The 20,764-nt window shown below is 67.6% G+C and carries 20 protein-coding genes; 8 read left to right on the top strand and 12 right to left on the bottom strand.

The window, feature by feature from the left end; translation table 11 throughout:
- Positions 1-567: 567 nt before the first annotated feature.
- The 3 genes from AC2VOK_RS04645 to AC2VOK_RS04635 all read left to right on the top strand — a co-directional run bounded on the left by AC2VOK_RS04645 (position 568) and on the right by AC2VOK_RS04635 (position 2,894).
- A complete protein-coding gene (locus AC2VOK_RS04645) occupies positions 568-732 on the top strand; it encodes a hypothetical protein (RefSeq protein WP_421529326.1) in 165 nt (54 codons plus the stop codon).
- Positions 733-2,241, top strand: coding sequence for an alpha,alpha-trehalose-phosphate synthase (UDP-forming) (locus tag AC2VOK_RS04640; protein ID WP_428899443.1), 1,509 nt, complete (start codon positions 733-735; stop codon positions 2,239-2,241).
- 74 nt (positions 2,242-2,315) lie between these two features.
- Positions 2,316-2,894, top strand: a complete 579-nt coding sequence (locus AC2VOK_RS04635) for a hypothetical protein (protein WP_421529328.1) — start codon at positions 2,316-2,318, stop codon at positions 2,892-2,894.
- Here AC2VOK_RS04635 and AC2VOK_RS04630 read toward each other — a convergent pair whose 3' ends face one another.
- From AC2VOK_RS04630 to AC2VOK_RS04575, 12 genes are all read right to left on the bottom strand, one after another.
- On the bottom strand, positions 2,895-3,377 hold the full coding sequence (locus AC2VOK_RS04630) for a mammalian cell entry protein (RefSeq protein WP_428899445.1): 483 nt from the start codon (positions 3,375-3,377) through the stop codon (positions 2,895-2,897). It abuts the gene before it with no gap.
- Between the two features lie 8 nt (positions 3,378-3,385).
- Positions 3,386-4,081, bottom strand: coding sequence for a mammalian cell entry protein (locus AC2VOK_RS04625; protein ID WP_428899442.1), 696 nt, complete (start codon positions 4,079-4,081; stop codon positions 3,386-3,388).
- Between the two features lie 10 nt (positions 4,082-4,091).
- Positions 4,092-5,768, bottom strand: coding sequence for a virulence factor Mce family protein (locus AC2VOK_RS04620; RefSeq protein WP_428899441.1), 1,677 nt, complete (start codon positions 5,766-5,768; stop codon positions 4,092-4,094).
- A gap of 12 nt (positions 5,769-5,780) precedes the next feature.
- Positions 5,781-6,944 (bottom strand): MCE family protein, encoded by a 1,164-nt coding sequence (locus AC2VOK_RS04615; protein WP_428899440.1) that lies wholly within the window; start codon positions 6,942-6,944, stop codon positions 5,781-5,783.
- Positions 6,941-8,356, bottom strand: coding sequence for a virulence factor Mce family protein (locus AC2VOK_RS04610; protein ID WP_428899439.1), 1,416 nt, complete (start codon positions 8,354-8,356; stop codon positions 6,941-6,943). Before AC2VOK_RS04610 ends, AC2VOK_RS04615 begins: the two co-directional genes overlap by 4 nt.
- Entirely contained in the window at positions 8,353-9,417 is a 1,065-nt protein-coding gene (locus AC2VOK_RS04605; RefSeq protein ID WP_428899438.1) for a virulence factor Mce family protein, read from the bottom strand. The genes AC2VOK_RS04610 and AC2VOK_RS04605 overlap by 4 nt, the downstream gene beginning before the upstream one ends.
- Positions 9,407-10,459: an MCE family protein gene (locus tag AC2VOK_RS04600; RefSeq protein ID WP_428899437.1), complete on the bottom strand. Its 1,053-nt coding sequence runs from the start codon at positions 10,457-10,459 to the stop codon at positions 9,407-9,409. The genes AC2VOK_RS04605 and AC2VOK_RS04600 overlap by 11 nt, the downstream gene beginning before the upstream one ends.
- Positions 10,459-11,661 (bottom strand): MCE family protein, encoded by a 1,203-nt coding sequence (locus AC2VOK_RS04595; RefSeq protein ID WP_428899436.1) that lies wholly within the window; start codon positions 11,659-11,661, stop codon positions 10,459-10,461. Before AC2VOK_RS04595 ends, AC2VOK_RS04600 begins: the two co-directional genes overlap by 1 nt.
- A 12-nt stretch (positions 11,662-11,673) precedes the next feature.
- Entirely contained in the window at positions 11,674-12,516 is an 843-nt protein-coding gene (locus tag AC2VOK_RS04590) for an MlaE family ABC transporter permease (protein WP_428899435.1), read from the bottom strand.
- Positions 12,517-12,523: 7 nt separating this feature from the next.
- The gene (locus tag AC2VOK_RS04585; protein WP_428899434.1) at positions 12,524-13,288 is read right to left on the bottom strand and encodes an MlaE family ABC transporter permease; all 765 of its coding nucleotides are present in this window, start codon (positions 13,286-13,288) and stop codon (positions 12,524-12,526) included.
- 100 nt (positions 13,289-13,388) lie between these two features.
- Entirely contained in the window at positions 13,389-14,369 is a 981-nt protein-coding gene (locus tag AC2VOK_RS04580; RefSeq protein WP_428899444.1) for a 3-oxoacyl-ACP reductase, read from the bottom strand.
- 36 nt (positions 14,370-14,405) lie between these two features.
- Positions 14,406-14,597 (bottom strand): ferredoxin, encoded by a 192-nt coding sequence (locus tag AC2VOK_RS04575; RefSeq protein ID WP_428899433.1) that lies wholly within the window; start codon positions 14,595-14,597, stop codon positions 14,406-14,408.
- A gap of 216 nt (positions 14,598-14,813) precedes the next feature.
- Here AC2VOK_RS04575 and AC2VOK_RS04570 point away from each other — a divergent pair, with 216 nt between their 5' ends.
- The 5 genes from AC2VOK_RS04570 to AC2VOK_RS04550 form a co-directional block, all read left to right on the top strand.
- Positions 14,814-16,004: an acyl-CoA dehydrogenase gene (locus AC2VOK_RS04570; protein ID WP_428899432.1), complete on the top strand. Its 1,191-nt coding sequence runs from the start codon at positions 14,814-14,816 to the stop codon at positions 16,002-16,004.
- Between the two features lie 22 nt (positions 16,005-16,026).
- Complete coding sequence (locus AC2VOK_RS04565) at positions 16,027-17,124, top strand: acyl-CoA dehydrogenase family protein (protein ID WP_428899431.1); 1,098 nt, start codon at positions 16,027-16,029, stop codon at positions 17,122-17,124.
- Between the two features lie 127 nt (positions 17,125-17,251).
- Positions 17,252-18,754 carry a long-chain-fatty-acid--CoA ligase FadD17 gene (gene fadD17 / locus AC2VOK_RS04560; protein ID WP_428899430.1) on the top strand — a complete coding sequence of 501 codons (1,503 nt, stop codon included), beginning with the start codon at positions 17,252-17,254 and terminating at the stop codon, positions 18,752-18,754.
- 4 nt (positions 18,755-18,758) lie between these two features.
- On the top strand, positions 18,759-19,454 hold the full coding sequence (locus tag AC2VOK_RS04555; RefSeq protein ID WP_428899429.1) for a serine hydrolase: 696 nt from the start codon (positions 18,759-18,761) through the stop codon (positions 19,452-19,454).
- Between the two features lie 238 nt (positions 19,455-19,692).
- The coding region (locus AC2VOK_RS04550; RefSeq protein ID WP_428899428.1) for a PE family protein at positions 19,693-20,764 on the top strand (1,072 nt) is incomplete at its 3' end.

Here is a 20,764-nt window from a genome sequence, read left to right as displayed (position 1 = left end):
AGAGCCATTTTCTTTCTCCCGGAGGCCCAGACGTCGATGGGACCGTCAAAGTGGGGGCTTTGGGCTCACACTAGTGCTTTTCTTGCGCGCCTGCCGTGTTTAACGGTGAACACACGACCGTGGGGGGGCCGCTCACGGGCATGCATCCGGTGCCCGGCCGTAGCAACGCGACTTTACGCCTCGCTCAGCTTCGTTGCTGCTCAGCGACCCGGCAGACAGCAAACCCACCCCAGCGGACGTCGGCGCGGGGCGCGACCACGTGTGCCGACAGGAGCGCCACAAATGTTTGCCACTCCGCTGGTTCACCTCACCCGGAGGAACTGCGGACAGCAAATTCCGCGATTTGAATACGCGTTATTTCCGGGCCCCGTCGAACGAAACAAACCTTTATCGTATTTGCTCGGGATTAACAATTCCGGACGATTGTGTGAACACCGGGCCACACCAAGGCTTCGGTCCGGTTCACCACTCCGAAAGCGCCGGTCGGGACCGTTGCGCGTGCGACGGCGAGGCGCGGGCCAGGCACGACGGCTGCGACGTATGGGAGGCGTCGCATACAGTTATGTCATGCCTACGAAACCCGACCATGGCGACATCGGCGATGTGGAACCGCTGGCCGACAGCACCGCCAGCCAGGCCCGGCGCGTCGTCGCCGCGTATGCGACCGACGCCGACGAGTGCCGCGTCTTCCTGTCCATGCTCGGTATTGGACCCTCGAAGCTCGATGCGTAGATGACTCCCAGCGGAGTCGAACGGCCGGCCGCTTCGCCCGTCGGGGATTCCGACTTCGTCGTGGTGGCCAATCGGCTGCCGGTCGACATGGAGCGGCTTGCCGACGGCCGCACGTCCTGGAAGCGCAGCCCCGGCGGGCTGGTCACAGCTCTGGAGCCACTGCTGCGGCGCAGGCGTGGCGCATGGGTCGGCTGGCCCGGCATCGCCGACGAGGAGATGGACGCCGACGACGGACCGATCGTGCAGGACGAGCTCACCCTGCACCAGGTGCGTCTGAGCGCCGACGACGTCGCCGAATACTACGAGGGTTTCTCCAACGCCACGCTGTGGCCGCTGTACCACGACGTCATCGTCAAGCCCACCTATCACCGCGAATGGTGGGAGCGCTATGTCGACGTCAACCGCCGATTCGCCGAGGCCACGTCGCTCGCCGCCGCGCGCGGTGCCACCGTGTGGATCCAGGACTACCAGCTGCAACTCGTGCCCCAGATGCTGCGCACGCTTCGCCCCGACCTGACCATCGGCTTCTTCCTGCACATCCCGTTCCCGCCGGTGGAGCTGTTCATGCAGCTGCCCTGGCGATCCGAGATCATCAAGGGCCTTCTCGGCGCCGATCTGGTCGGGTTCCATCTGGCCGGCGGAGCACAGAACTTCCTGTTCTTGTCCCGGCGTCTGGTGGGGGTGGAAACCTCCCGGGGCTCGGTCGGTGTGCGCTCGCGCTTCGGGGAAGTGCAACTGGACTCGCGCACCGTGCGGGTGGGCGCCTTCCCCATCTCCATCGACTCCGCCGACCTCGACCGCAAAGCCCGTGACCGCAGCGTCCGGCGCCGGGCCCGCGAGATCAGGGCCGAGCTGGGAAACCCCCGCAAGATCCTGCTCGGCGTCGACCGATTGGATTACACCAAGGGCATCGACGTCCGGCTGAAGGCGTTCTCCGAGCTGCTCGCCGAGGGCCGGGCCAGACGCGACGACACGGTGCTGATCCAGCTGGCCACGCCCAGCCGTGAGCGGGTGGAAAGCTACCGGATCCTGCGCGACGACATCGAACGCCAGGTCGGTCACATCAACGGCGAGTTCGCCGAAGTCGGGCATCCGGTGGTGCATTATCTGCACCGTCCGGTTCCCCGCGACGAGCTCATCGCATACTTCGTCGCCGCCGACGTCATGCTGGTCACACCGCTGCGCGACGGAATGAACCTGGTGGCAAAGGAATACGTCGCCTGCCGCAGTGATCTCGGCGGTGCGCTGGTGCTGAGCGAGTTCACCGGAGCCGCCGCCGAACTCCGGCTGGCCTATCTGGTCAATCCCCACGACCTCGAAGGAGTCAAGGACGCCGTCGAGTCGGCGCTCAACCAGCCGGAGGAGGAAGGCCGCCGGCGGATGCGGTCGATGCGGCGCCAGGTGCTCGCCCACGACGTCGACCGCTGGGCGCGCTCGTTCCTCGACGCACTGGCCGAGGCGCATCCACCTGACGCCGACAAGCCGCCAACAGCCGTGGGAAAAGCCTGAAAGGCCTTGGCGCCGCGGCCCGAGCGCTGTGATACTCGAGCGCAGCGGGATGGCCCGAGCAGGGAGGGACGATCATGAGGATCTGTCGTGGGCTGGCCGTCGGCGCCGGTGTCTTCTCGGCTGTGGCCTTGGGGATCGGGCTCGAATCCAGCGACCCGGCGAGCGCGGTCGCCCCGCCGGCGGACGGCCTATACCACTTCGACCAGGCGGGCGTGTCGGGCGTGACCTGGCAGGTGACAGCACTGTGCGCCCAGGTCAACGGCAGCCGCTACTACAAGGACTACTCCAACCCCGACATCATGGCCGACTTCTGCGCATTGAACGTCGCGAGCTATACCAACGAACGAAACAGCCGCAAAGACAAGCTGCAGAACTACAGCGGCAGGGCCCGTCTGGTGAGCGGACTGTGGACGTTTCAGGTGGACAAGGCCGACGGTCTGTCCTGTCCCGACGGAGGCACCGGGGCATCCACCGAGACATACGCTTTCGACAACGAGACGATGGCCGGGACGCACACCACGTTGCACGGCGCGGTCTGCGGCCTGCAGCCGGCGATGACCAAAGAGCCGTTCTCGCTGCGGCTCATCGGACCGCCACCCACACCGATCGAGCGTTACCCGTTGTACTGCAACGACATTGCGATGTGCTACTGATCAAATCGGGGTGATGTAGTTGATCAGCCATTGCTTGCCGATCTTGTGGAAGTCCACTCGCAACCGGCTGCCGTCGTAGAGGGGCTGCCGCGATTTGTCGGTCACGGTGCGGTTCAGATAGACCATCACCGACGCGCAATCACGTTGAGCCGACATCACTCCGGCACCGACGACGTTGGCCTGCACCACCACCTCGCGCTTCTTGGCTTCCGGGATGATCTGCGCGTTGGCGCTCTTGCGGAACTCCTGGCGGTACGCCGGCGTCAGCAGCGGATACACCTCGGCGAGGCTGCGTTCGACGGTCTGGTAGTCGTAACCGAAAACTTCGGGGATCTCCTTGGTGGCCAGCTTGGGCAGAGCCGCCCGCGCCGATGCCTCGCCGCGGGCCTGCACCCGGTCCCAGTAGAACCAGCCCGTCGCCGCGGCCAGGCCGACGAAGGCGAAGACCAGCAGGGCGACCGCAACGACCCTGAGCCACCGCAACGTCCGCATCAGTTGCCCCCGTTGGGATACTTCAAGTCGTAGCCGCTCATCCGTCCGGACTCGTCCTCGTGCACGATGACGCGCAGGCGGTAGGGCATGGACGGCTTGTCGACGCCGTCGATGTCGGCGACGGTGACCCGCACCGAGACCAGGACCGACGCGTTGTCGGTGACCGGGTCGATGCCCTCCAGGGCGGCACCGTTGACGACGGCTTCCGACGTCGCGTTGGTGGAGCGGAACAGGCCCTTGAGGTTCTCGATGTTGTTGTTGGCGCCCAGCATGGCGTGCAGGGGGCCACTGGTCTGGTCGTAGAAACGGTTGACACTTTCGTCGATGTTGTCCTGTGTGTAACTGAACATGTTGACCACCGTCTGGGTGGCGGTGTCGACGAACCGCTGGTCGCGAGCCTGCTCGGCGACGGCATGCCGGTGCTGAACGACCAGCCCGGTCAGGCAGCCGGCCAGCGCGCCGATCGCCAGGACCGCGGCGGCAACCGAGACCCACGCGACCAGGACCCGGTGCGCCCGCCGCCGCGGCGGCGGCTTGACGGGTTTGAAGGTCCGCACCGGCGGCGCCGGCTGATTCGCCTGGACCGGGACGTCGATCCGTGCCGCCGCACCGTCGGCGGCCTCACGTCGGGCGGGGCCCGCCGCGCGGGACGCCCGCCGCCGAACGCGTGTCGCCTTGGTCTGCTCGTCTGCCACTACGGGTCCATCACAGGGGCCGTGGATCGAGCATGAGCTCTACCCAATTCTCGGCGCTCGACGCGCCGCTCGCACCGGCCGCGAAGATACCAGTGCCGCCGGCCGGGTCCGCGAACGCGCCGGTCTTGGGATCGTAAGTGGTGTACGCCGGTGCGCCGTCGGCCTGCGGCGGCGGCCCGGTGCCTTCCGGCGGCGGTGGCGGCGGCAGCCACTTGGGATACGGAACCTGAGGCGGCACCGGCGGCACCCCGGGCGGCTGCCATGACGTGAACGGCGGCGGCGGTCCGTTGTCGTTGGGCGGCGGCGGATCGTAGGCCGGCTGGCGGTCGGGCATCGGCCCCGGCCCCGGCGCCACACCCGGCGGGGGCGGCCCGACGATGGGCGTGCCCGGGTCGGGTTCGGCACCCGGCGGGATGTAGGGGAAGTGGTTGGGTGGCAGCAGGTTGAGCCCGTTGGTCACCGGTGTGTCATAGGGCACCGGCGGGCCGCGCCAAGGGTTGCGGCCGATCGGCACGTAGCCCTTCGGGTCACGGCACAGCTGGACCGTCGGCGCCCGCTTACCCGGGAACTCCTGGCACGGATAGTTGCGGGCGCCGCGCACGGTGGTGGGATCGTTCTGCGCGGCCTTGCAGTACAGGTCGGCCGGGAGTTCGCGCAGCGTCTCGTCGGCCGGTGTGCGCATCAGCGGCGGCGGCAGAAAGCCCACCGAGCACGGCGGCGGGTCGTTGAGGTCCAGCTTGAAGTCGAGCTTGGCGCCCTCGTCCTGCGGCTCGCCGCCGGCGGCGGTGACGATCGCGGCGAACAACGCCGGCAACACGACCAGCAGATGCTCGAGCGACTTGTGGTAGATGACGCCCACCCGGCCCAGGTTGGCCAGGCTGGCCGCCAGCGCCGGAAAGGAGGGGCGGATGCCCGAGAACGCGGTGCTCGCCTCCTCGGCCGCGCCCGGGGCGGTGGCCAGCGTGGAGCGCAGCTGCGGGTCCGCCTGATGCACCTCGGAGGTGAACCGCGCCAGCCCGTCCGACAGGGACTTGATGTCGGCACCCGCGCGGATCTGAGCCTGCAGGAACGGGCCCGCCTGGTCGATCAGCTCCGACACCCGCGGATAATCGGCGTTGGCCTGGTCGACCAGCAGCCGCGCGGACTCGACCAACCGGGCCAGCTCGGGGCCCGATCCGTTGGTCGCGATGAACGTCTCGTGCAGCAGCTCCCGCAACCGGGTGTCGCCCACACTGTCGACCAGCGCCTCGGCCCGCTTCAACAGATCGGCCACATCCCCGCCGATCCGGGTGTCCTGCTGGGAGATGCGAAACCCGTTGTGCAACGTGGAAGATGCCGGAGCGCCCGGCGGCACCAGGTCGATGTACTGCTCTCCCACCGCCGACACACTCTTCACGGTGGCGGTGACGTTCGACGGGATGGGTGTGCCGCTGTTCAGCCGCATCCCGGCGGTCACCCCATGGGGGTTGAGCCCGACCGACTCCACCCGGCCGACGGCGACGCCACGGTAGGTGACGTTGGCGTTCTTGTACAGCCCGCCGCCGGCCACGAAGTCGGCCGTCCCGGAGTAGGTGCCGATCCCGAACGTGGCGGGCAGCCGCAGGTAGAAGATCGCCATCACGGTCAGCGCAATCACGGTGATCGCCCCGAAGATGGCCAGCTGGACCTTGGTCAGTCTGTCGAGCATCTACGCCGCCCCCTACCGGTCCCGAGAACCCGACGCCGTGCCCGGCGGGATCGCGAACGGATCGGCTGCCTGTCCGGACAGGTTGGCCAGTTCGCCGGTCAAGAAGTCGGGCGGGTTGAGGATCTCGGCCATGTGCGCCATGTTCGGGTCGAAATACGCTGTGGTGAAGAATGTTTCGCCGAAGCGGCGCAGGGTCAGGTCGAACGTGGTGAACACGTTGAGGTAGTCGCCGCGCACGGCCTGTTTGATCCCGAAGTTGGGAAACGGGAACGTCAACAGGATCTGCAGCGAGGTGACGAAGTTCTTCCGGTTGTCGTTGAGCGTTTTCACCACCGAGTACAGGCCCTTGAGGTCTTCGGCGAAGTCCACCTTGGTCTTCGACAGCACGTGCGACGTGACCGTCGCCAACCGCTTCAGCGCACTGAACGCCTCGACGATGTGGTCCCGGTTCTTGTTGAGTACGCCGACCGCCTCGGGCAGCGTGGTCAGCGCCCTGCCCAGGTTGTCCTTGTCGCGCGCCAGGATCGCCGAGAATCGATTCAGCCCGTCGACCGCGTCGATGATGTCGTCGACCTGACGGTTGAGCCCCGCGGTCAGTTCGGCCAGCCTGGGCATCAGGTCGACGAACTGACTCTGCCGTCCCGCCACGGCCCGGTAGGTCTCGTCGGTGATCTCTTGCAACGCGCCGACATTACCTTTGTTGACCACCACACCGAGGGCCGACAGCACTTCCTCGGTGGTGGGATGGCGGCCCGTGCGCGACTCCGGGATCTTCGCACCGTCGGTCAGCCTGCCGACCGCCGGCGCGCCCTCCGGGGCTGCCAGGTCGACGTGCATGGAACCGAGCAGCGACGTCTGGGCGACCGTCGCAGTCGCGTTGGCCGGCAGCACGACGTTCTTGTCCAGCGCCAGCTTCACCGCTGCATAGAAGGAGCCGTCGGGCCGTTGCTCGGCGGAGATGCCCGCAACGCTGCCGACGGTGACGTCGTCGACCATGACCGGCGAGTTCTGCGGCAGCGTCGCGACGTCGGGCATGTCGACGGTGATCGAGTAGGCGCCGCTGCCGTGACCGGCGGTGCCCGGCATCGACAGCGAGTTGAGACCGTTGAACTGACAACCGGCCACCAACGCACTGCCCACCGCTAACACACTGCTGCGCAGAACAATTCGCTTCATCGGCCACCACCGCCCCCAGCGGGTGACGTCGCGCCGGATGCGGGTGCAGGGCCCGGCAGCGGACCGAACGCCGAGGGCGGACCGGGCGCCGGCCCCGGGGCGGCACCGGCCTGCGGAGCCGTCGGAACCAGCAGGGCCTGCAGATCCGCCGGGTTCTCCGGGGCCGGCGATGTGGCGCTTTTGGCCGGTATCCACGTCAGCTCGGGAACGGGCGTCGCGGCCTTGGCTTCGGTGGCCGGGGTGTCGTAGATGATCTGCCCCTTGTACGCGGTGATCGTGTTGAGGGGATGGAACATGATCGGCGGGTAGTTCGCGGCAAGCCGGCGCAGCACGGGCCCGAGCCGCTCACGGCAGATCTCGGCGCGCTTGAAATAGTCGGGCGCGCGGGGCCCGGCGGCCGTGTCGAAGGTCCCGCCACAGATGAACTGCACCGGATTGGCGAACTCGGGGATCGACAGCAGCCCGTTGAGCGTGCCCTGCGCGGGGTCGTAGATGTTGTAGAAGTTGGAGATGCCGGGGCCCGCCACGTGCAGGACCTGCTCGATGTTGTCGCTCTGGTCGCTCAGCGTCTGGGCGAAGTCGTTGAGCTGGTTGACCGTGTCGATCAGCGTCGAGTTGTTCTCGTGCAGGAATCCCCGGACATCCGCGAGCGCTTTGTTGAGGGTGTCCAGCGTGGTGTCCAGGTGGCGGGAACTGTCGGCGAGCACCTGCGACACCGACGCGACGTTCCCGGCGAACTGCACGATCTGCTCGTTACTCGACGACAGCGCGTTCACCAGCACCTGCAGGTTCTTGACCGTGCCGAACAGGTCGCCGCGCGAATCCCCAAGCCGCCCCGCAACTTGTGCGAGCTCGCGCAGCGCGCCGTGGAACGACTCCCCGTTGCCGTCGAGCGTGTCGGCGGCCTGGTTGATCACCGCGCCCAACGGCCCTTGCATCGACCCCCCGACAGATCCGGTCGGCCCGAGCTGGACGGCCAGTTGGGTCAGTGACTCCTTGACCTCGTCCCATTCCACCGGGACACCGGTGCGGGCCAGGTCGATGCCGGCGCCGTCGGGCAGCACCGCCCCGCCGGTGTACGCCGGGGTCAGCTGAACGAACCGCGCCGCCACCAGGTTCGGCGACATGATGAGCGCGCGCACGCCGTTGGGAATCTTGACCTGGTCGGACACCGACATGGTGATCTTGACGTCCGAGGGCCGCGGTTCGATCGTGTCGATGTGCCCCACGGGGACGCCGAGGATCCGGACCTGGTCGCCGGGATAGATGCCGACGGCCGAGGTGAAGTAGCCGACGACGGTTCGGCTGTTGCCGTGCGCGGTGAGCACGTACACGCCCCCCATCAGCACCGCGACCAGCGCGATGGCGCTCAGGCGGCGCAACCCCCGACCGGCCGGGATCCGCCTCGTCATGGCGACTTCGGCCTGATGATCCAGCGTTCCTGGATGAGACCGCGCAGGTAGTCGCCGAGACTGGCCGGAAGCTTGCCCGGCTGGTAGAAGAAGTCGAACATCATCGCGATCATCGGCGCGGGCAGGACGGAGTAGACGTTGACGTTGAAGCCGGGCCCGGAACCGACCACCTCGCCCAGCTCGGTGGCGTAGGTGGGCAGCCGTTTGAGGGCCTCGGTGATGTAGTCGCGGCGCTCATTGAGGTTGGCCAGCACCGAATTGAGCTTGCCCAGTGCCGGGCCGAACTCCTTGCGATTGTCGGCGACAAAGCCTGAAATCTGCTGCGCGACAGCGCTGATGCCCGAGATCAATCGGCCCAGCGCTGCGCGCCGTTCGTCGAGCGCCGCGAACAACTGGTTGCCGTCGTCGACCAGCTTGGTCACCTGTCCGGCGCGCTGGGCCAGCGCCGACGACACCGACTCGGCGTGCATCAGCAGGCTTTGCAGTGCCTCGTCACGACGGTTCAGGGTGCGCGAGAGCGCGGTCACCCCGTCCAGCGCGCCGCGCAGTTGCGGGGTGGCGTCGTGCAGCGTGTCGGTGAGAACGTGCAGGGCCTGCTCGAACTGAGGTTTGTTCAGGTTGTGCGCGTTCTGACCCAGATCCTCCAGTGCACCGGCCAGGCTGTACGGCGTGGTGGTCCGGCTCAGCGGAATGCTGGTGGCTCTGCCGCCGCCGGCCGGACTCACCGCAACGGAGCGTTCCCCGAGGATGGTGTCGGTGCGAATCGCGGCCAGCGACTGGTTGCCGACGGCGACGTGCCGGTCCACCGTGAAGGTCACCTTGGCGCTGTTGCCGGCCAGACCGACGGCCTGCACCTTGCCGACCTTGAAGCCGGACACGTACACGGCGTTGCCCGGGTTGATGCCGCCTGCGTCGGTGAAGTACGCGTCATAGACCTTGCCCTGCGGCCAGAACGGCAACCCGGCATAACCGAAAGCGATCAGCACGATGCAGACCACCATCACCAGGCCGAATATCCCGGTGCGCAGCGGGTCGTGCTCACGCTGGGGATTACTTGGCAAAAGCGCACCTCCCCTTGCTCTGGTCGACCTGGCCGCCGATGGGTAGCAGGATATCGCCGCCGGCCGGTCCGTTGATCTTGATCCTGACGGAGCAGAAGTAGACGTTGAAGAACGACCCGTAGGCGCCCAGCGCGCTCAGCCGCAGATAGTCCTCGCCCAACTGCTCGATGTCGTTGTCCACCTCAGCCTTACGTTCGTCCACCTCGGTGGCCAACGGCCGGGTGTTCTCCAGGATGCCTTGCAGCGGCCGGCGCGAATTCTTCAGCAGCTGTGTGAGGTCCGTCGTTGTCGAGGCCAGTGGGGGGATGGCGCCCGCGATGTCGTCCTTGTGCCCGGCCAGCCCGGTGATCAGTTTCTGCAACTGGTCGACGCTGGCCGAGAACTGCGCGCTCTTGGCGTCGATGGTGCCCAGCACCGCGTTGAGGTTGGTGATCGCGTCCCCGACGAGCTGGTCGCGGTTGCTCAACGCCGACGAGAAGGCGCTGGTGTCGGCCAACACGTTCGACAACGCTCCCCCCTGACCCTGCAACAACTGGATGACGGCGCCGCTGATCGTGTTGATCTTGTCGGCGTCAAGCCCCTTGACAACCGGACGCAACCCGCCGAGCAGCGCATCGAGATCCAGGGCCGGCTGGGTGTGCTGCGCGTCGATGGTCCCCCCGGGCGGCAGTTTGCGCAGTTCGCCCGGACCCGAGGTGATCTCCAGGAACCGGTCGCCGACCAGGTTCTCGTAGCGGATCAGCGCGCGCGTCGACGAGTACAGCGTGTAGCGCTTGTCGACCCCGAACTTCACGTCGATGCTGTTGTCGGGGTTCAGGCTGATGCCCTGGACCACGCCGACCGGAACTCCGGCGATGCGGACCTTCTGGCCGGCTTTCAACCGCGACACGTCGGTGAAGGTCGCGTGGTAGGTGCCCTCGGATCCGAATCGGAAGTCGCCGAAGACCACCACGAGCCCGGCGGAGACGAGCAGCATCACCACCGTGAAGACGCTCACCTTGATCACCATCAAACGGTGCGAGGGCATGTCCGCGGCCGCCATCAGAAGTCGTCCCGTTCCGCGAAGGCGCCGTGGAACAAGAACTGCAGCGTCGAGGGTGCGTCGAACTGCAACTCGGTGAACGGCTCGTAGGGGATGTTGGCATTGTCGGTGACCAGGAACGGGGACCGGAACCAGGACCCGCCGTTCTGCTTGGTCGGGATGTCGGGCAGCCCGCGGCAGTTCGGGCCACCGGACCCGTTGACGACGGGCAGGGACTCCGGATAGGTGTAGGACGGCGCGCCCAGCACGAAACTCGACGAGGTGAACAGTCCCGCTTTGCGCACACCGAGCAGCGGCGCGAACTCCTTGATGCCGCGTTCGATACCCGCGAACAGGCAACCGAATTCCGGTGAGTAGTCCGCGGCCACCTTGACGGGGGCCCGCAACCTGTTCACCGCGTCGATCACGTTCTGTTCGGCTGGTGCCACCGCGTCGTGGGCGTTGTTGGCCAGGCCGATCGTGGACAACAACGTGTCGTCGAGGTTGCCCTGCTGGTCGACGACGGTACTGCTGATCGCCGGGAGGTTGTCGATCGCGCTGTTCAGGTCGGGGGCGGCCTCGGCGTAGATGCTGGTGGCGGTCCCGGCCTCGCGGAAGTCCCGCTGCAAGGCGGGAAGCTTCGGATTGGTCTGGCGTGTCAGCGTATTCAATCCTGCCAGCAGCCGGCCCACGTCGTCGCCATGGCCACGCAGGCCCTCGGCCAGGGCACTCAGTGTCCCGTTCAGTTCCACCGGATCGATCTTGTGCAGCAGCTCGATGAGCGACTGGAACAGCGTATTGACTTCCAGTTGCACCACCGAGGCGGCAACGTGCGCGTCCGGGCGCAGGGAGGTCGCCGACGGCGTCCGGGGAGGCAGGAATTCCACCGCCTTGGCGCCGAACACCGTGTTGCTTCCGATACGCACCGTCGCGTTGGAGGGGATGAAGCGCATGTCGTTGCTGTCGACGGCCAGCGTGAGGCGAGCCCGGTCGTCGGCGTAATCGATCGCCGTCACCTTGCCGATCTGGATGCCCCGATACTTCACCTTGGCGCCCTTGTCCATCACCAACCCCGCCCGCGGTGCCGACACGGTGACGGTGTCGGTCGAGGCGAAAGCCGCCGTATAGGACAGGTACGTCAGGACGACGAACCCCACGATCAGGCCGGCCAGCAGCGCCGCTGCCAGCCGTACCGTCGATCGCCGAGACTCGCCATCTGCCATAGAGTGCTCCTCTTACCCGGAGAGGTTGAAGTTACCGGACGCGCCGTACACGGCGAGCGAGATGAACAACGTGATGACGACGACCACGATCAGGGAGGTCCGCACCGCCTGGCCGACCGCGATGCCCACGCCGACCGGCCCACCTTTGGCGTTGTAGCCGTAGTAGGTGTGGACCAGCATCACCGCGATCGACATCACGATGGCCTGCAGGAAAGACCACAGCAGGTCGGACGGCACCAGGAAGGTGTTGAAGTAGTGGTCGTAGAGGCCCTTGGACTGCCCGTTGAGGTACACGGTGGTGAAGCGGGCGGCGAAGAACGCGGCGAGCACCGACAGCGAGTACAGGGGGACGATGGCGATCAGGCCGGCGATCAGCCGGGTCGAGACCAGGTAGGACACCGAGTGCACGGCCATGCATTCGACGGCGTCGATCTCCTCGGACACCCGCATGGCACCCAGTTGCGCGGTGGCACCCGCACCGATGGTGGCCGCCAGCGCGATACCGGCGATGACGGGCGCGACGACGCGGACGTTCAGGAACGCCGACAGGAAACCGGTCAGTGCCTCGATCCCGATGTTGCCCAGCGACGAGTACCCCTGGACTGCGATGACACCGCCGGAGGCCAGCGTCAGGAAGGCCGCGACGCCGACGGTGCCGCCGATCATGATCAGCGCCCCCGTGCCCATCGTCATCTCGGCGATCAAACGGATCGTCTCGGTGCGATACCGGGTGAGCGCATTGGGGACGTAGCGCATGGTCTGGCCGTAGAACAACGCCTGCTCGCCGAAATCGTCGACGGGTCCGGAAAGCCGCGAGATGACGCGGCGGAACTGCAGGGTGACGTCGTAGCTCATCGCGGCGTCACTTGGCCGAGATCCGCACGCCGATCGCGGTCGTCACCACGTTGATGACGAACAGACAGATGAACGCGTAGACGACGGTTTCGTTGACGGCGTTGCCAACACCCTTGGGCCCCCCTTTGACGGTCAGGCCGCGGTAACACCCGACCAGCCCGGCCATCACGCCGAACAACAGCGCTTTGACTTCGGAAAGCACCAACTCGCGCAACCCGGTCAGCACAGTAAGGCCGTTGATGAAGGCGCCCGGGTTTACGCCCTGCAAGAAGACGGAGAACACATAACCACCGGACAAACCGATGGCGGCCACCAAACCATTGAGCAACAGGGCGACCAGAGTCGACGCCAAAACCCTTGGTAAGACCAGCCTTTGGATCGGGTCGATGCCCAGCACCCGCATCGCGTCTATCTCCTCGCGGATGGTGCGGGCCCCCAGGTCGGCACAGATCGCGGTGGCTCCGGCGCCGGCCACGACGAGAACGGTCACCACCGGGCCGAGCTGGGTAATGGTGCCGAAAGCCGTTCCGGCGCCCGACAAGTCGGCCGCGCCGATTTCGCGCAGCAAGATGTTCAGCGTGAACGCCACCAGAACCGTGAAAGGGATGGACACCAGCAGGGTCGGTACCAGCGACACGCGGGCGATCATCCACGTCTGGTCCAGGAACTCACTGACTTGGAACGGCCTTCTGAAGACCGCACGCGCGGTGTCGATCGACATCTCGAAGAATCCCCCGACAGCGCGGACGGGAACCGCAAGCTGCTGGATCAACCTGGTGCTCCCCTTCGCTGCGTGCGGCAAAGCCTGCGTGTCGCCTTTGCCCGCCCTTCGGTCACTCGCGGCTCGGGTGTGAGCCCGATCATATCTCCCGCTACTGCTCCATCAGTCCGACGGCCGCGAAATTCTGCTCGGGATCACGCCCGGCAAAGTATTCTCCCAACGTCGTGCTGAGTTCGGCGGGGTTCCACGCCGGCCCGTCAGCGTTGAACCTGTGCTCGGCAGTGGGCGCCGACACCAGCGTCACCTGGCGACCGTAGACGATGAAAACCTGACCGTTGACCTCCGCGGCCGCCGGCGACGACAGGAACTGGACCAGGGTGACCACGTGATCCGGCGAGAGCGGATCGATCTGTCCTTCCGCTATCTCGGGGCCGGGGCCGAAGACGTCGGCCGTCATCGCCGTGCGCGCACGCGGGCAGATCGCGTTGGCACACACCCCGTAACGACCCAGCGCGCGCGCCGCCGAGAGGGTGAGCGCGATGATGCCCGCCTTGGCGGCACCATAGTTGGCCTGCCCCACCGGTCCCACCAGACCGGCCTCCGACGACGTGTTGACCAGGCGCCCGAAGACCTGGCCGCCCGAATCCTTGGCTTTAGCGCGCCAGTAGGTGGCCGCGTTGCGGGTCAGCAGGAAGTGGCCGCGCAGGTGCACCGCGATGACGGCGTCCCATTCCTCGTCGGACATGTTGAACAGCATCCGGTCCCGGGTGATCCCGGCGTTGTTGACCACGATGTCCAGCCCGCCGAGCTTGTCGGCGCAGGCAACCAATTCGTCGGCGGTCGCGCGTTGGCTGATGTCCCCGGCGACGGCGACCGCCTTGGACCCGGCAGTGCCGATCTCGTCAATGACGTCGGAGGAATCCAGGGCACCGGCCATGTCGTTGACCACGACGGTGGCGCCCTGGCGGGCCAAACCGAGCGCCTCGGCGCGCCCCAGGCCCGCGGCCGCACCGGTGACCACCGCGACCTTCCCGGAGAGATCGGTCGCGTTCGTGCTGCTGACCGGCGACGATGCAGACCGCGCAGCGGTCTGAGGAGGAGTCGGGCCAGTGGGCCTAGTCAATTTATGAATACCTCTAGTCTCGGGTCGCCCGGCGTCGCACCGGGGTCATTCGCCGCGCAGGAGCGCGGCTCGCGGGCACTCGGCGATCGCTTGCTCGGCCAGAATTTCCTGCTCGGCGGGAACAGGGTCAAGCTTGACGACGGCATAGTCGTCATCGTCCAGGTCGAAGATGTCCGGCGCGATTCCCAGGCAGACCGCGTTGCCTTCACACCGATCACGATCAACGATCACCCGCACGGTACCCTCCTCGAATCTGGCCTTCACCATGAGCACATGCCCCGCCGGTGCGTAGCTACACCTTAAGGGCCCCGGTAAGTCTGGGGAAACGGTCGCTGGATTCCCAGACTAGAACGTGTTACAACCGGGGAGACGAACGGGTGGCCGTCGGTCGAGCTTCGCCGTAGAGACACGGCTTGTCACGGGCCTCTCACGCCTAACCGAAGGACGGCTGGAATGCGCATCAGTTACACCCCTGAACAGGAGGAGCTGCGTCGCGAGCTGCGATCTTATTTCACCGAGCTCATGACGCCGGAGCGCCGAGATGCGCTGACCTCCACACAGGGCGAGGTCGGGACCGGCAACGCGTACCGCGACACCGTTGCACAGATGGGCAAGGACGGGTGGCTGACCCTCAACTGGCCCAAGGAGTACGGCGGCCAGGACCGCTCCCCGATGGACTCGCTGATCTTCACCGACGAGGCCGCGATCGCCGGCGTGCCGGTGCCGTTCCTGACGATCAACAGCGTGGCGCCGACCATCATGGCGTTCGGCACCGAGGAACAGAAGAAGTTCTTCCTGCCCAAGATCGCCGCCGGGGAACTGCACTTCTCGATCGGCTACTCCGAGCCCGGCGCCGGCACCGACCTGGCCAACCTGCGCACCACCGCCGTCCGCGACGGTGACGAGTACGTGATCAACGGCCAGAAGATGTGGACCAGCCTGATCGCCTACGCCGACTGGGTGTGGCTGGCGGTGCGCACCAACCCCGACGCCAAAAAGCACCGTGGCATCTCGATGCTGGCGGTGCCGACTACCGCCGAGGGTTTCTCCTGGACCCCGGTGCACACCATGGCCGGTGTGGACACCAGCGCCACCTATTACTCCGACGTGCGGGTGCCGGTGGCCAATCTGATCGGCGAGGAGAACGGTGGCTGGAAGCTGGTGACCAACCAGCTCAACCACGAACGCGTCGCCCTGGTGTCCGCGCAGCCGATCTTCCTGGCCCTCCGCGAGATCCGCGAGTGGGCGCAGAACACCAAGGACGCCGGTGGGGCGCGGCTCATCGACTCCGAATGGGTGCAGATCAACCTGGCCAGGGTGCACGCCAAAGCCGAGGTGCTCAAGCTGATCAACTGGGAACTGGCCTCCGGACAAGGGGGGTCCGAAAGCGAATCTTTGTCGCCGGCCGACGCATCGGCGGCCAAGGTGTTCGGCACCGAACTGGCCACCGAGGCCTACCGGCTGCTGATGGAGGTGCTGGGCACCGCGGCGACGGTGCGCCAGGATTCGCCCGGGGCGTTGCTGCGCGGGCGGGTCGAACGGATGCACCGGGCGTGTTTGATCCTGACCTTCGGCGGCGGGACCAACGAAGTGCAACGCGACATCATCGGAATGGTCGCCCTCGGCCTGCCCCGAAGCCGCTGAGTATCGAGAAGGACGGAAAGCCATGGATTTCGCGACAACCGAAGCGGCCAACGACCTCGGGGGCCTGGTCGACACGATCGTGGACTCGGTGTGCACGCCGCAGCATCACCGTGAGCTCGACAGCCTCGACCAACGGTTCGACCGCGAGCTGTGGCGCAAGTTGGTCGACGCCGACATCCTGACCAGCGCGGCGCCGGCGTCGCTGGGCGGCGACGGCTTCGGCGTGCTCGAGCAGGTCGCGGTGCTCGTCGCGCTCGGCCACCAACTGGCCGCCGTACCCTACCTCGACTCGATCGTGCTGGGCGCCGGTGCCCTGGCCCGGTTCGGCTCCGACGAACTGCAGCAGAGCTGGGGCGTCCCGGCGGTCGGCGGCGAGAAGATCCTCACCGTGGCCCTCCAGGGCGAGATGGGCGAAGGCCCGGTGCGTGCCGCCTCGGCCGGCGGCGGCTACCGCCTCACCGGCACCCGCACCCAGGTCGGCTTCGGCCCCACGGCGGACGCGTTCCTGGTTCCGGCCGAAACCGATTCCGGGACAGCCGTTTTCCTGGTTGCGGCGGACGACCCCGGGGTGTCGGTGACGGCGATCATGACCACCGGGCGGGGCAGTGTCGGCCGCCTGGAGTTGGACGGGACGCAGGTGGACGGCGCCCGCAGGGTCGGCGGTGCCGAGGTGGTGGCCTGGCTCGAGACGCTGGGTAATTTGGGACGCAGCGCTTTTCAGCTCGGCGTACTCGAGCGTGGCTTGCAGATGACCGCCGAATACGCGCGCGAACGCGAGCAGTTCGACCGCCCGATCGGCAGTTTCCAGGCGGTGGCGCAGCGGCTGGCCGACGGCTACATCGACGTCAAGGGATTGCGGCTGACGCTCACCCAGGCGGCCTGGCGCGTCTCGGAGGACCAGCCCGCCGACATCGACGTAGCCAGCGCGGCGTTCTGGGCCGCCGACGCCGGACATCGGGTGGCCCACACCATCGTGCACGTGCACGGCGGAGTTGGCGTCGACACCGATCACCCGGTGCACCGCTACTTCCTGGCAGCCAAGGAAACCGAGTTCGCATTGGGCGGAGCCACCGGTCAGCTGCGCCGGATCGGCCGCGAGTTGGCCGAGACGCCCGCCTAGTGTCGGCGATGGCGGCGAACGTGAAGCCGGCGTCACGCTGGAGCTCGAATGTGACCGCAGCGTCACGCTCGCACGCCGAAGGCGTCACGCTCGAGGCGACGGTGGCGGACAAGCCGGGGGCCGGCGGATGGATGACCTGACGGTCGCCAAACTGCTTGCCCCGCTGGCCGAGATCGGCGATACCGGCGTCCACTTCGAGGATTCGTTCACCAGCTGGCGTGACCACCTGCGGCACGGTGCGGCGATCGCCGCGGCGCTGCAGGAGCGCCTCGACCCGGCACGCCCCCCGCATGTGGGCGTGCTGCTGGAGAACACACCGTTCTTCTCGGCAGTGCTGACGGCGGCCGGAATGTCGGGAATCGTTCCGGTGGGGCTCAACCCGGTGCGTCGCGGCGCGGCACTGGCCCGCGACGCCGATCGAGCGGACTGCCAGCTGGTACTCGCGGATGCGAATTCCGCTGCAGCACTGGACGGTATCGCGCACATTGACGTCGATGCAACCGCGTGGGCCGACGAGGTCGCCGCACACGCCGACGCCGAGCCGCGCTTCCGGCCCGCGTCGCCCGGGGACCTGTTCATGCTGATCTTCACCTCCGGCACCAGCGGCGAGCCCAAGGCGGTCAAGTGCAGCCACGGCAAGGTCGCCATCGCCGGCGTGACGATGACGCAGCGCTTCGGCCTCGGCCGCGATGACGTCTGCTATGTGTCGATGCCGCTGTTCCATTCCAACGCGGTGCTGGTCGGGTGGTCGGTGGCCGTAGCATGCCGGGGCTCGATGGCGTTGCGGCGCAAGTTCTCCGCGTCGAAATTTCTGGTCGATGTGCGCCACTACGGCGCGACCTACGCCAACTATGTGGGCAAGCCGCTGTCCTATGTGCTCGCCACACCCGAACACCCCGACGACGCGGACAACCCGCTGCGTGCGGTGTACGGCAACGAGGGCGTGCCCGCCGACATCGAGCGCTTCGCGCGCAGGTTCGACTGTGTCGTGCAGGACGGTTTCGGGTCCACCGAAGGCGGCGTGGCGATCGCCCGCACCCCCGATACCCCGCCCGGTGCGTTGGGTCCGCTGCCCGAGGGCATCGAGATCGTCGACCCTCATACGGGCGAGCCGTGCCCCGCGGGGGTGGTCGGCGAGCTGGTGAACACCGCCGGACCGGGCCGTTTCGAGGGTTATTACAACGACGATGCCGCGGAGGCCGCGCGGATGGCGGGCGGGGTTTACCACAGTGGCGACCTCGCCCATCGCGATGACGCCGGCTTCGCGTACTTCGCCGGGCGGCTCGGTGATTGGATGCGGGTCGATGGGGAGAACCTGGGCGCGGCCCCGATCGAACGGGTGCTGTTGCGCTATCCCGGTGTGCGGGAGGTGGCGGTGTACGCGGTGCCCGATCCGATCGTCGGCGACCAGGTGATGGCAGCACTGGTGATGGCACCGGGTACCGATTTCGACGCGGAGAAGTTCCGCACCTTCCTTGCCGAGCAACCAGACCTGGGCCCCAAGCAGTGGCCGTCGTATGTCCGGGTCAGCACCGAGCTGCCGCGCACAGTAACGTTCAAGATTGTGAAGCGTCAGTTGTCGGCCGAGGGGGTCGACTGCGCGGATCCGGTCCACCCCATTCGCCGGTAGCGCGATGAGACACCAGCTGCAGGCGAGCTTCGGGCAGCTTTGCGACGGACTTCCGGCCACCACGGGTGCCGCGATCGTCGCGCCGCGTGGCACGCTGTTTTCGTTCGGCGAGTGGTCGACGGGAGTCGCCTGGTCGACCATCAAGGTGCCGTTGGCGATTGCGGCGTTGCGCACGGACGGGTCGCGGGCGGGAGAACTGCTGAGCAAAATGATCACGCAGTCCGACAACCCTGCGGCCGAGGCACTGTGGTCGCAACTGGGCGAACCGGCCGACGCCGCGCGTCGGGTGGGGGCCGTCCTCGCAGAAGTCGGCGACGCAGATACTGTGGTCGAATCGCGAAGGCTTCGAACCGGTTTCACGTCTTTCGGTCAAACGCAGTGGTCGCTGGCGCGGCAGGCCGGCTTCGCCGCGCGGCTGACATCGCTCGGCGAGGCGGCTACCGTGATCGCACTGATGCACCGGGTCACCGCCACGCAGCGTTGGGGTCTGGCCGCGAAAGGCTATGCCGCCAAAGGTGGTTGGGGCCCGGGGCTGCGCGACGGCTATCTGGTCCGGCAGTTCGGGACGATCCCGGCCGCCACCGGGCACGTCGGAGCGGCGTTGGCGGCGCAGTCCGACTCGTTCGAGACCGGCGTCGATGTGCTCAACGCGATGGTCGATTGGCTGCTGCGCCACCTTGGCGAATTCGCCGAGCGGTGACCGGACAACTGGTAACCGCGCACCGACCCGCCGGTAGTGCCTACTGCTCCCAATTCGCATGTCCCGAGACAGTTTTAATGATGCTCGACATTTCGGCGGAAGCTTTCAACGGCGACCCACGTCGCGATATGCTCACGAATGGTCGCGACCAGGATTGTCGGCGGCTGTCGGCTTGTCTTGAGGAGCGGCAAGGGGCCAGGTGACGCATCTGCTCGTTTCTCCGGACATCGTTGGCTCGATGGCTTCGGACGTCGACGCCATCGGCGCGTCGCTGGCCAGCGGAAATGCCACCGCGGCCGCCTTAACCACGGATCTGACGAGTGCAGCCGCCGACCACGTGTCGACCACCGTCGCCGCGTTGTTTTCCCGATACGGCCAGGACTATCAGCAGCTTGCTGCGCAGGCGGCGCTTTTTCATGAGAGGTTCGTGCTGGCATTGGCCAGCGCGAGGAATTCGTACGCGGCCGCCGAGTCGGCGAACGCTTCGCCGTTGCAAACCCTCGAGCAGGACGCGCTGGATCTGGTCAACGCGCCCACCCAACTGCTGTTGGGGCGCCCGCTGATAGGAAACGGCACAAACGGGGAGCCCGGGACCGGGGAGGCCGGCGGACCCGGCGGGATCTTGTTCGGGAACGGCGGCAACGGAGGCTCCGGTGTGCTCGGCGGGGCCGGCATGGCAGGGGGGACCGGCGGGCGGGGCGGTGATGCCGGGCTGTTCGGCAACGGCGGCGCGGGCGGGGCTGGCGGGGCCGGCGGCACTGGCGCGGCCGGTCAAACCGGCGGCGCGGGCGGCGCGGGCGGGGCCGGCGGTACCGGCGGGATGTTCGGCGGTGCGGGCGGTCACGGTGGCGCTGGCGGGCTCGGCGGCGCGGGCGGGATCGGCGCAGCCGGCACGACGAGCGGCGGCAGCTCCTTTATCGGCGGATCCGGCGGGGACGGCGGCGTCGGGGGCCAGGGTGGGACGGGCGTTGCCGGCCCCGCCGGATCAGGCGGCACCGGCGGGCAAGGCGGCACCGGCGGACAGGGCGGCACCGGCACCGCCGGCACGGCCGGTGGCGGCCAGGGCGGCCAAGGCACCGACGGCGGGGCCGGCGGGCTCGGCGGGGCCGGCGGGGCGGCCGGGTCCGGTGGCGGCGGTCACCAGGGAGCCGGCGGGCAAGGCGGCGACGGCGGACAGGGCGGCACCGGCGGACAGGGCGGTACCGGAACCGATGGCTCGCAAGGGGTGGCCGGCGGGGCTGGCGCCCAAGGCGGCACCGGAGGCACCGGCGGAGCGGCCGGCCTGGGCGGCACCGGCTCGACCACCGGGG

Source organism: Mycobacterium sp. TH-M116, from assembly GCF_057473685.1.
This window is presented reverse-complemented; position numbering and strand designations above follow the sequence as displayed.

Bases quoted from the DNA above. Each gene is read 5' to 3' on its own strand.
- AC2VOK_RS04555 (WP_428899429.1), top strand. From the start codon at position 18,759: ATGAGACACCAGCTGCAGGCGAGCTTCGGGCAGCTTTGCGACGGACTT.
- AC2VOK_RS04640 (WP_428899443.1), top strand. From the start codon at position 733: ATGACTCCCAGCGGAGTCGAACGGCCGGCCGCTTCGCCCGTCGGGGAT.
- AC2VOK_RS04590 (WP_428899435.1), bottom strand. From the start codon at position 12,516: ATGAGCTACGACGTCACCCTGCAGTTCCGCCGCGTCATCTCGCGGCTT.
- AC2VOK_RS04615 (WP_428899440.1), bottom strand. From the start codon at position 6,944: ATGAAGCGAATTGTTCTGCGCAGCAGTGTGTTAGCGGTGGGCAGTGCG.
- AC2VOK_RS04620 (WP_428899441.1), bottom strand. From the start codon at position 5,768: ATGCTCGACAGACTGACCAAGGTCCAGCTGGCCATCTTCGGGGCGATC.
- AC2VOK_RS04645 (WP_421529326.1), top strand. From the start codon at position 568: ATGCCTACGAAACCCGACCATGGCGACATCGGCGATGTGGAACCGCTG.
- AC2VOK_RS04600 (WP_428899437.1), bottom strand. From the start codon at position 10,459: ATGGCGGCCGCGGACATGCCCTCGCACCGTTTGATGGTGATCAAGGTG.
- AC2VOK_RS04610 (WP_428899439.1), bottom strand. From the start codon at position 8,356: ATGACGAGGCGGATCCCGGCCGGTCGGGGGTTGCGCCGCCTGAGCGCC.
- fadD17 (WP_428899430.1), top strand. From the start codon at position 17,252: ATGGATGACCTGACGGTCGCCAAACTGCTTGCCCCGCTGGCCGAGATC.
- AC2VOK_RS04565 (WP_428899431.1), top strand. From the start codon at position 16,027: ATGGATTTCGCGACAACCGAAGCGGCCAACGACCTCGGGGGCCTGGTC.
- AC2VOK_RS04635 (WP_421529328.1), top strand. From the start codon at position 2,316: ATGAGGATCTGTCGTGGGCTGGCCGTCGGCGCCGGTGTCTTCTCGGCT.
- AC2VOK_RS04570 (WP_428899432.1), top strand. From the start codon at position 14,814: ATGCGCATCAGTTACACCCCTGAACAGGAGGAGCTGCGTCGCGAGCTG.
- AC2VOK_RS04595 (WP_428899436.1), bottom strand. From the start codon at position 11,661: ATGGCAGATGGCGAGTCTCGGCGATCGACGGTACGGCTGGCAGCGGCG.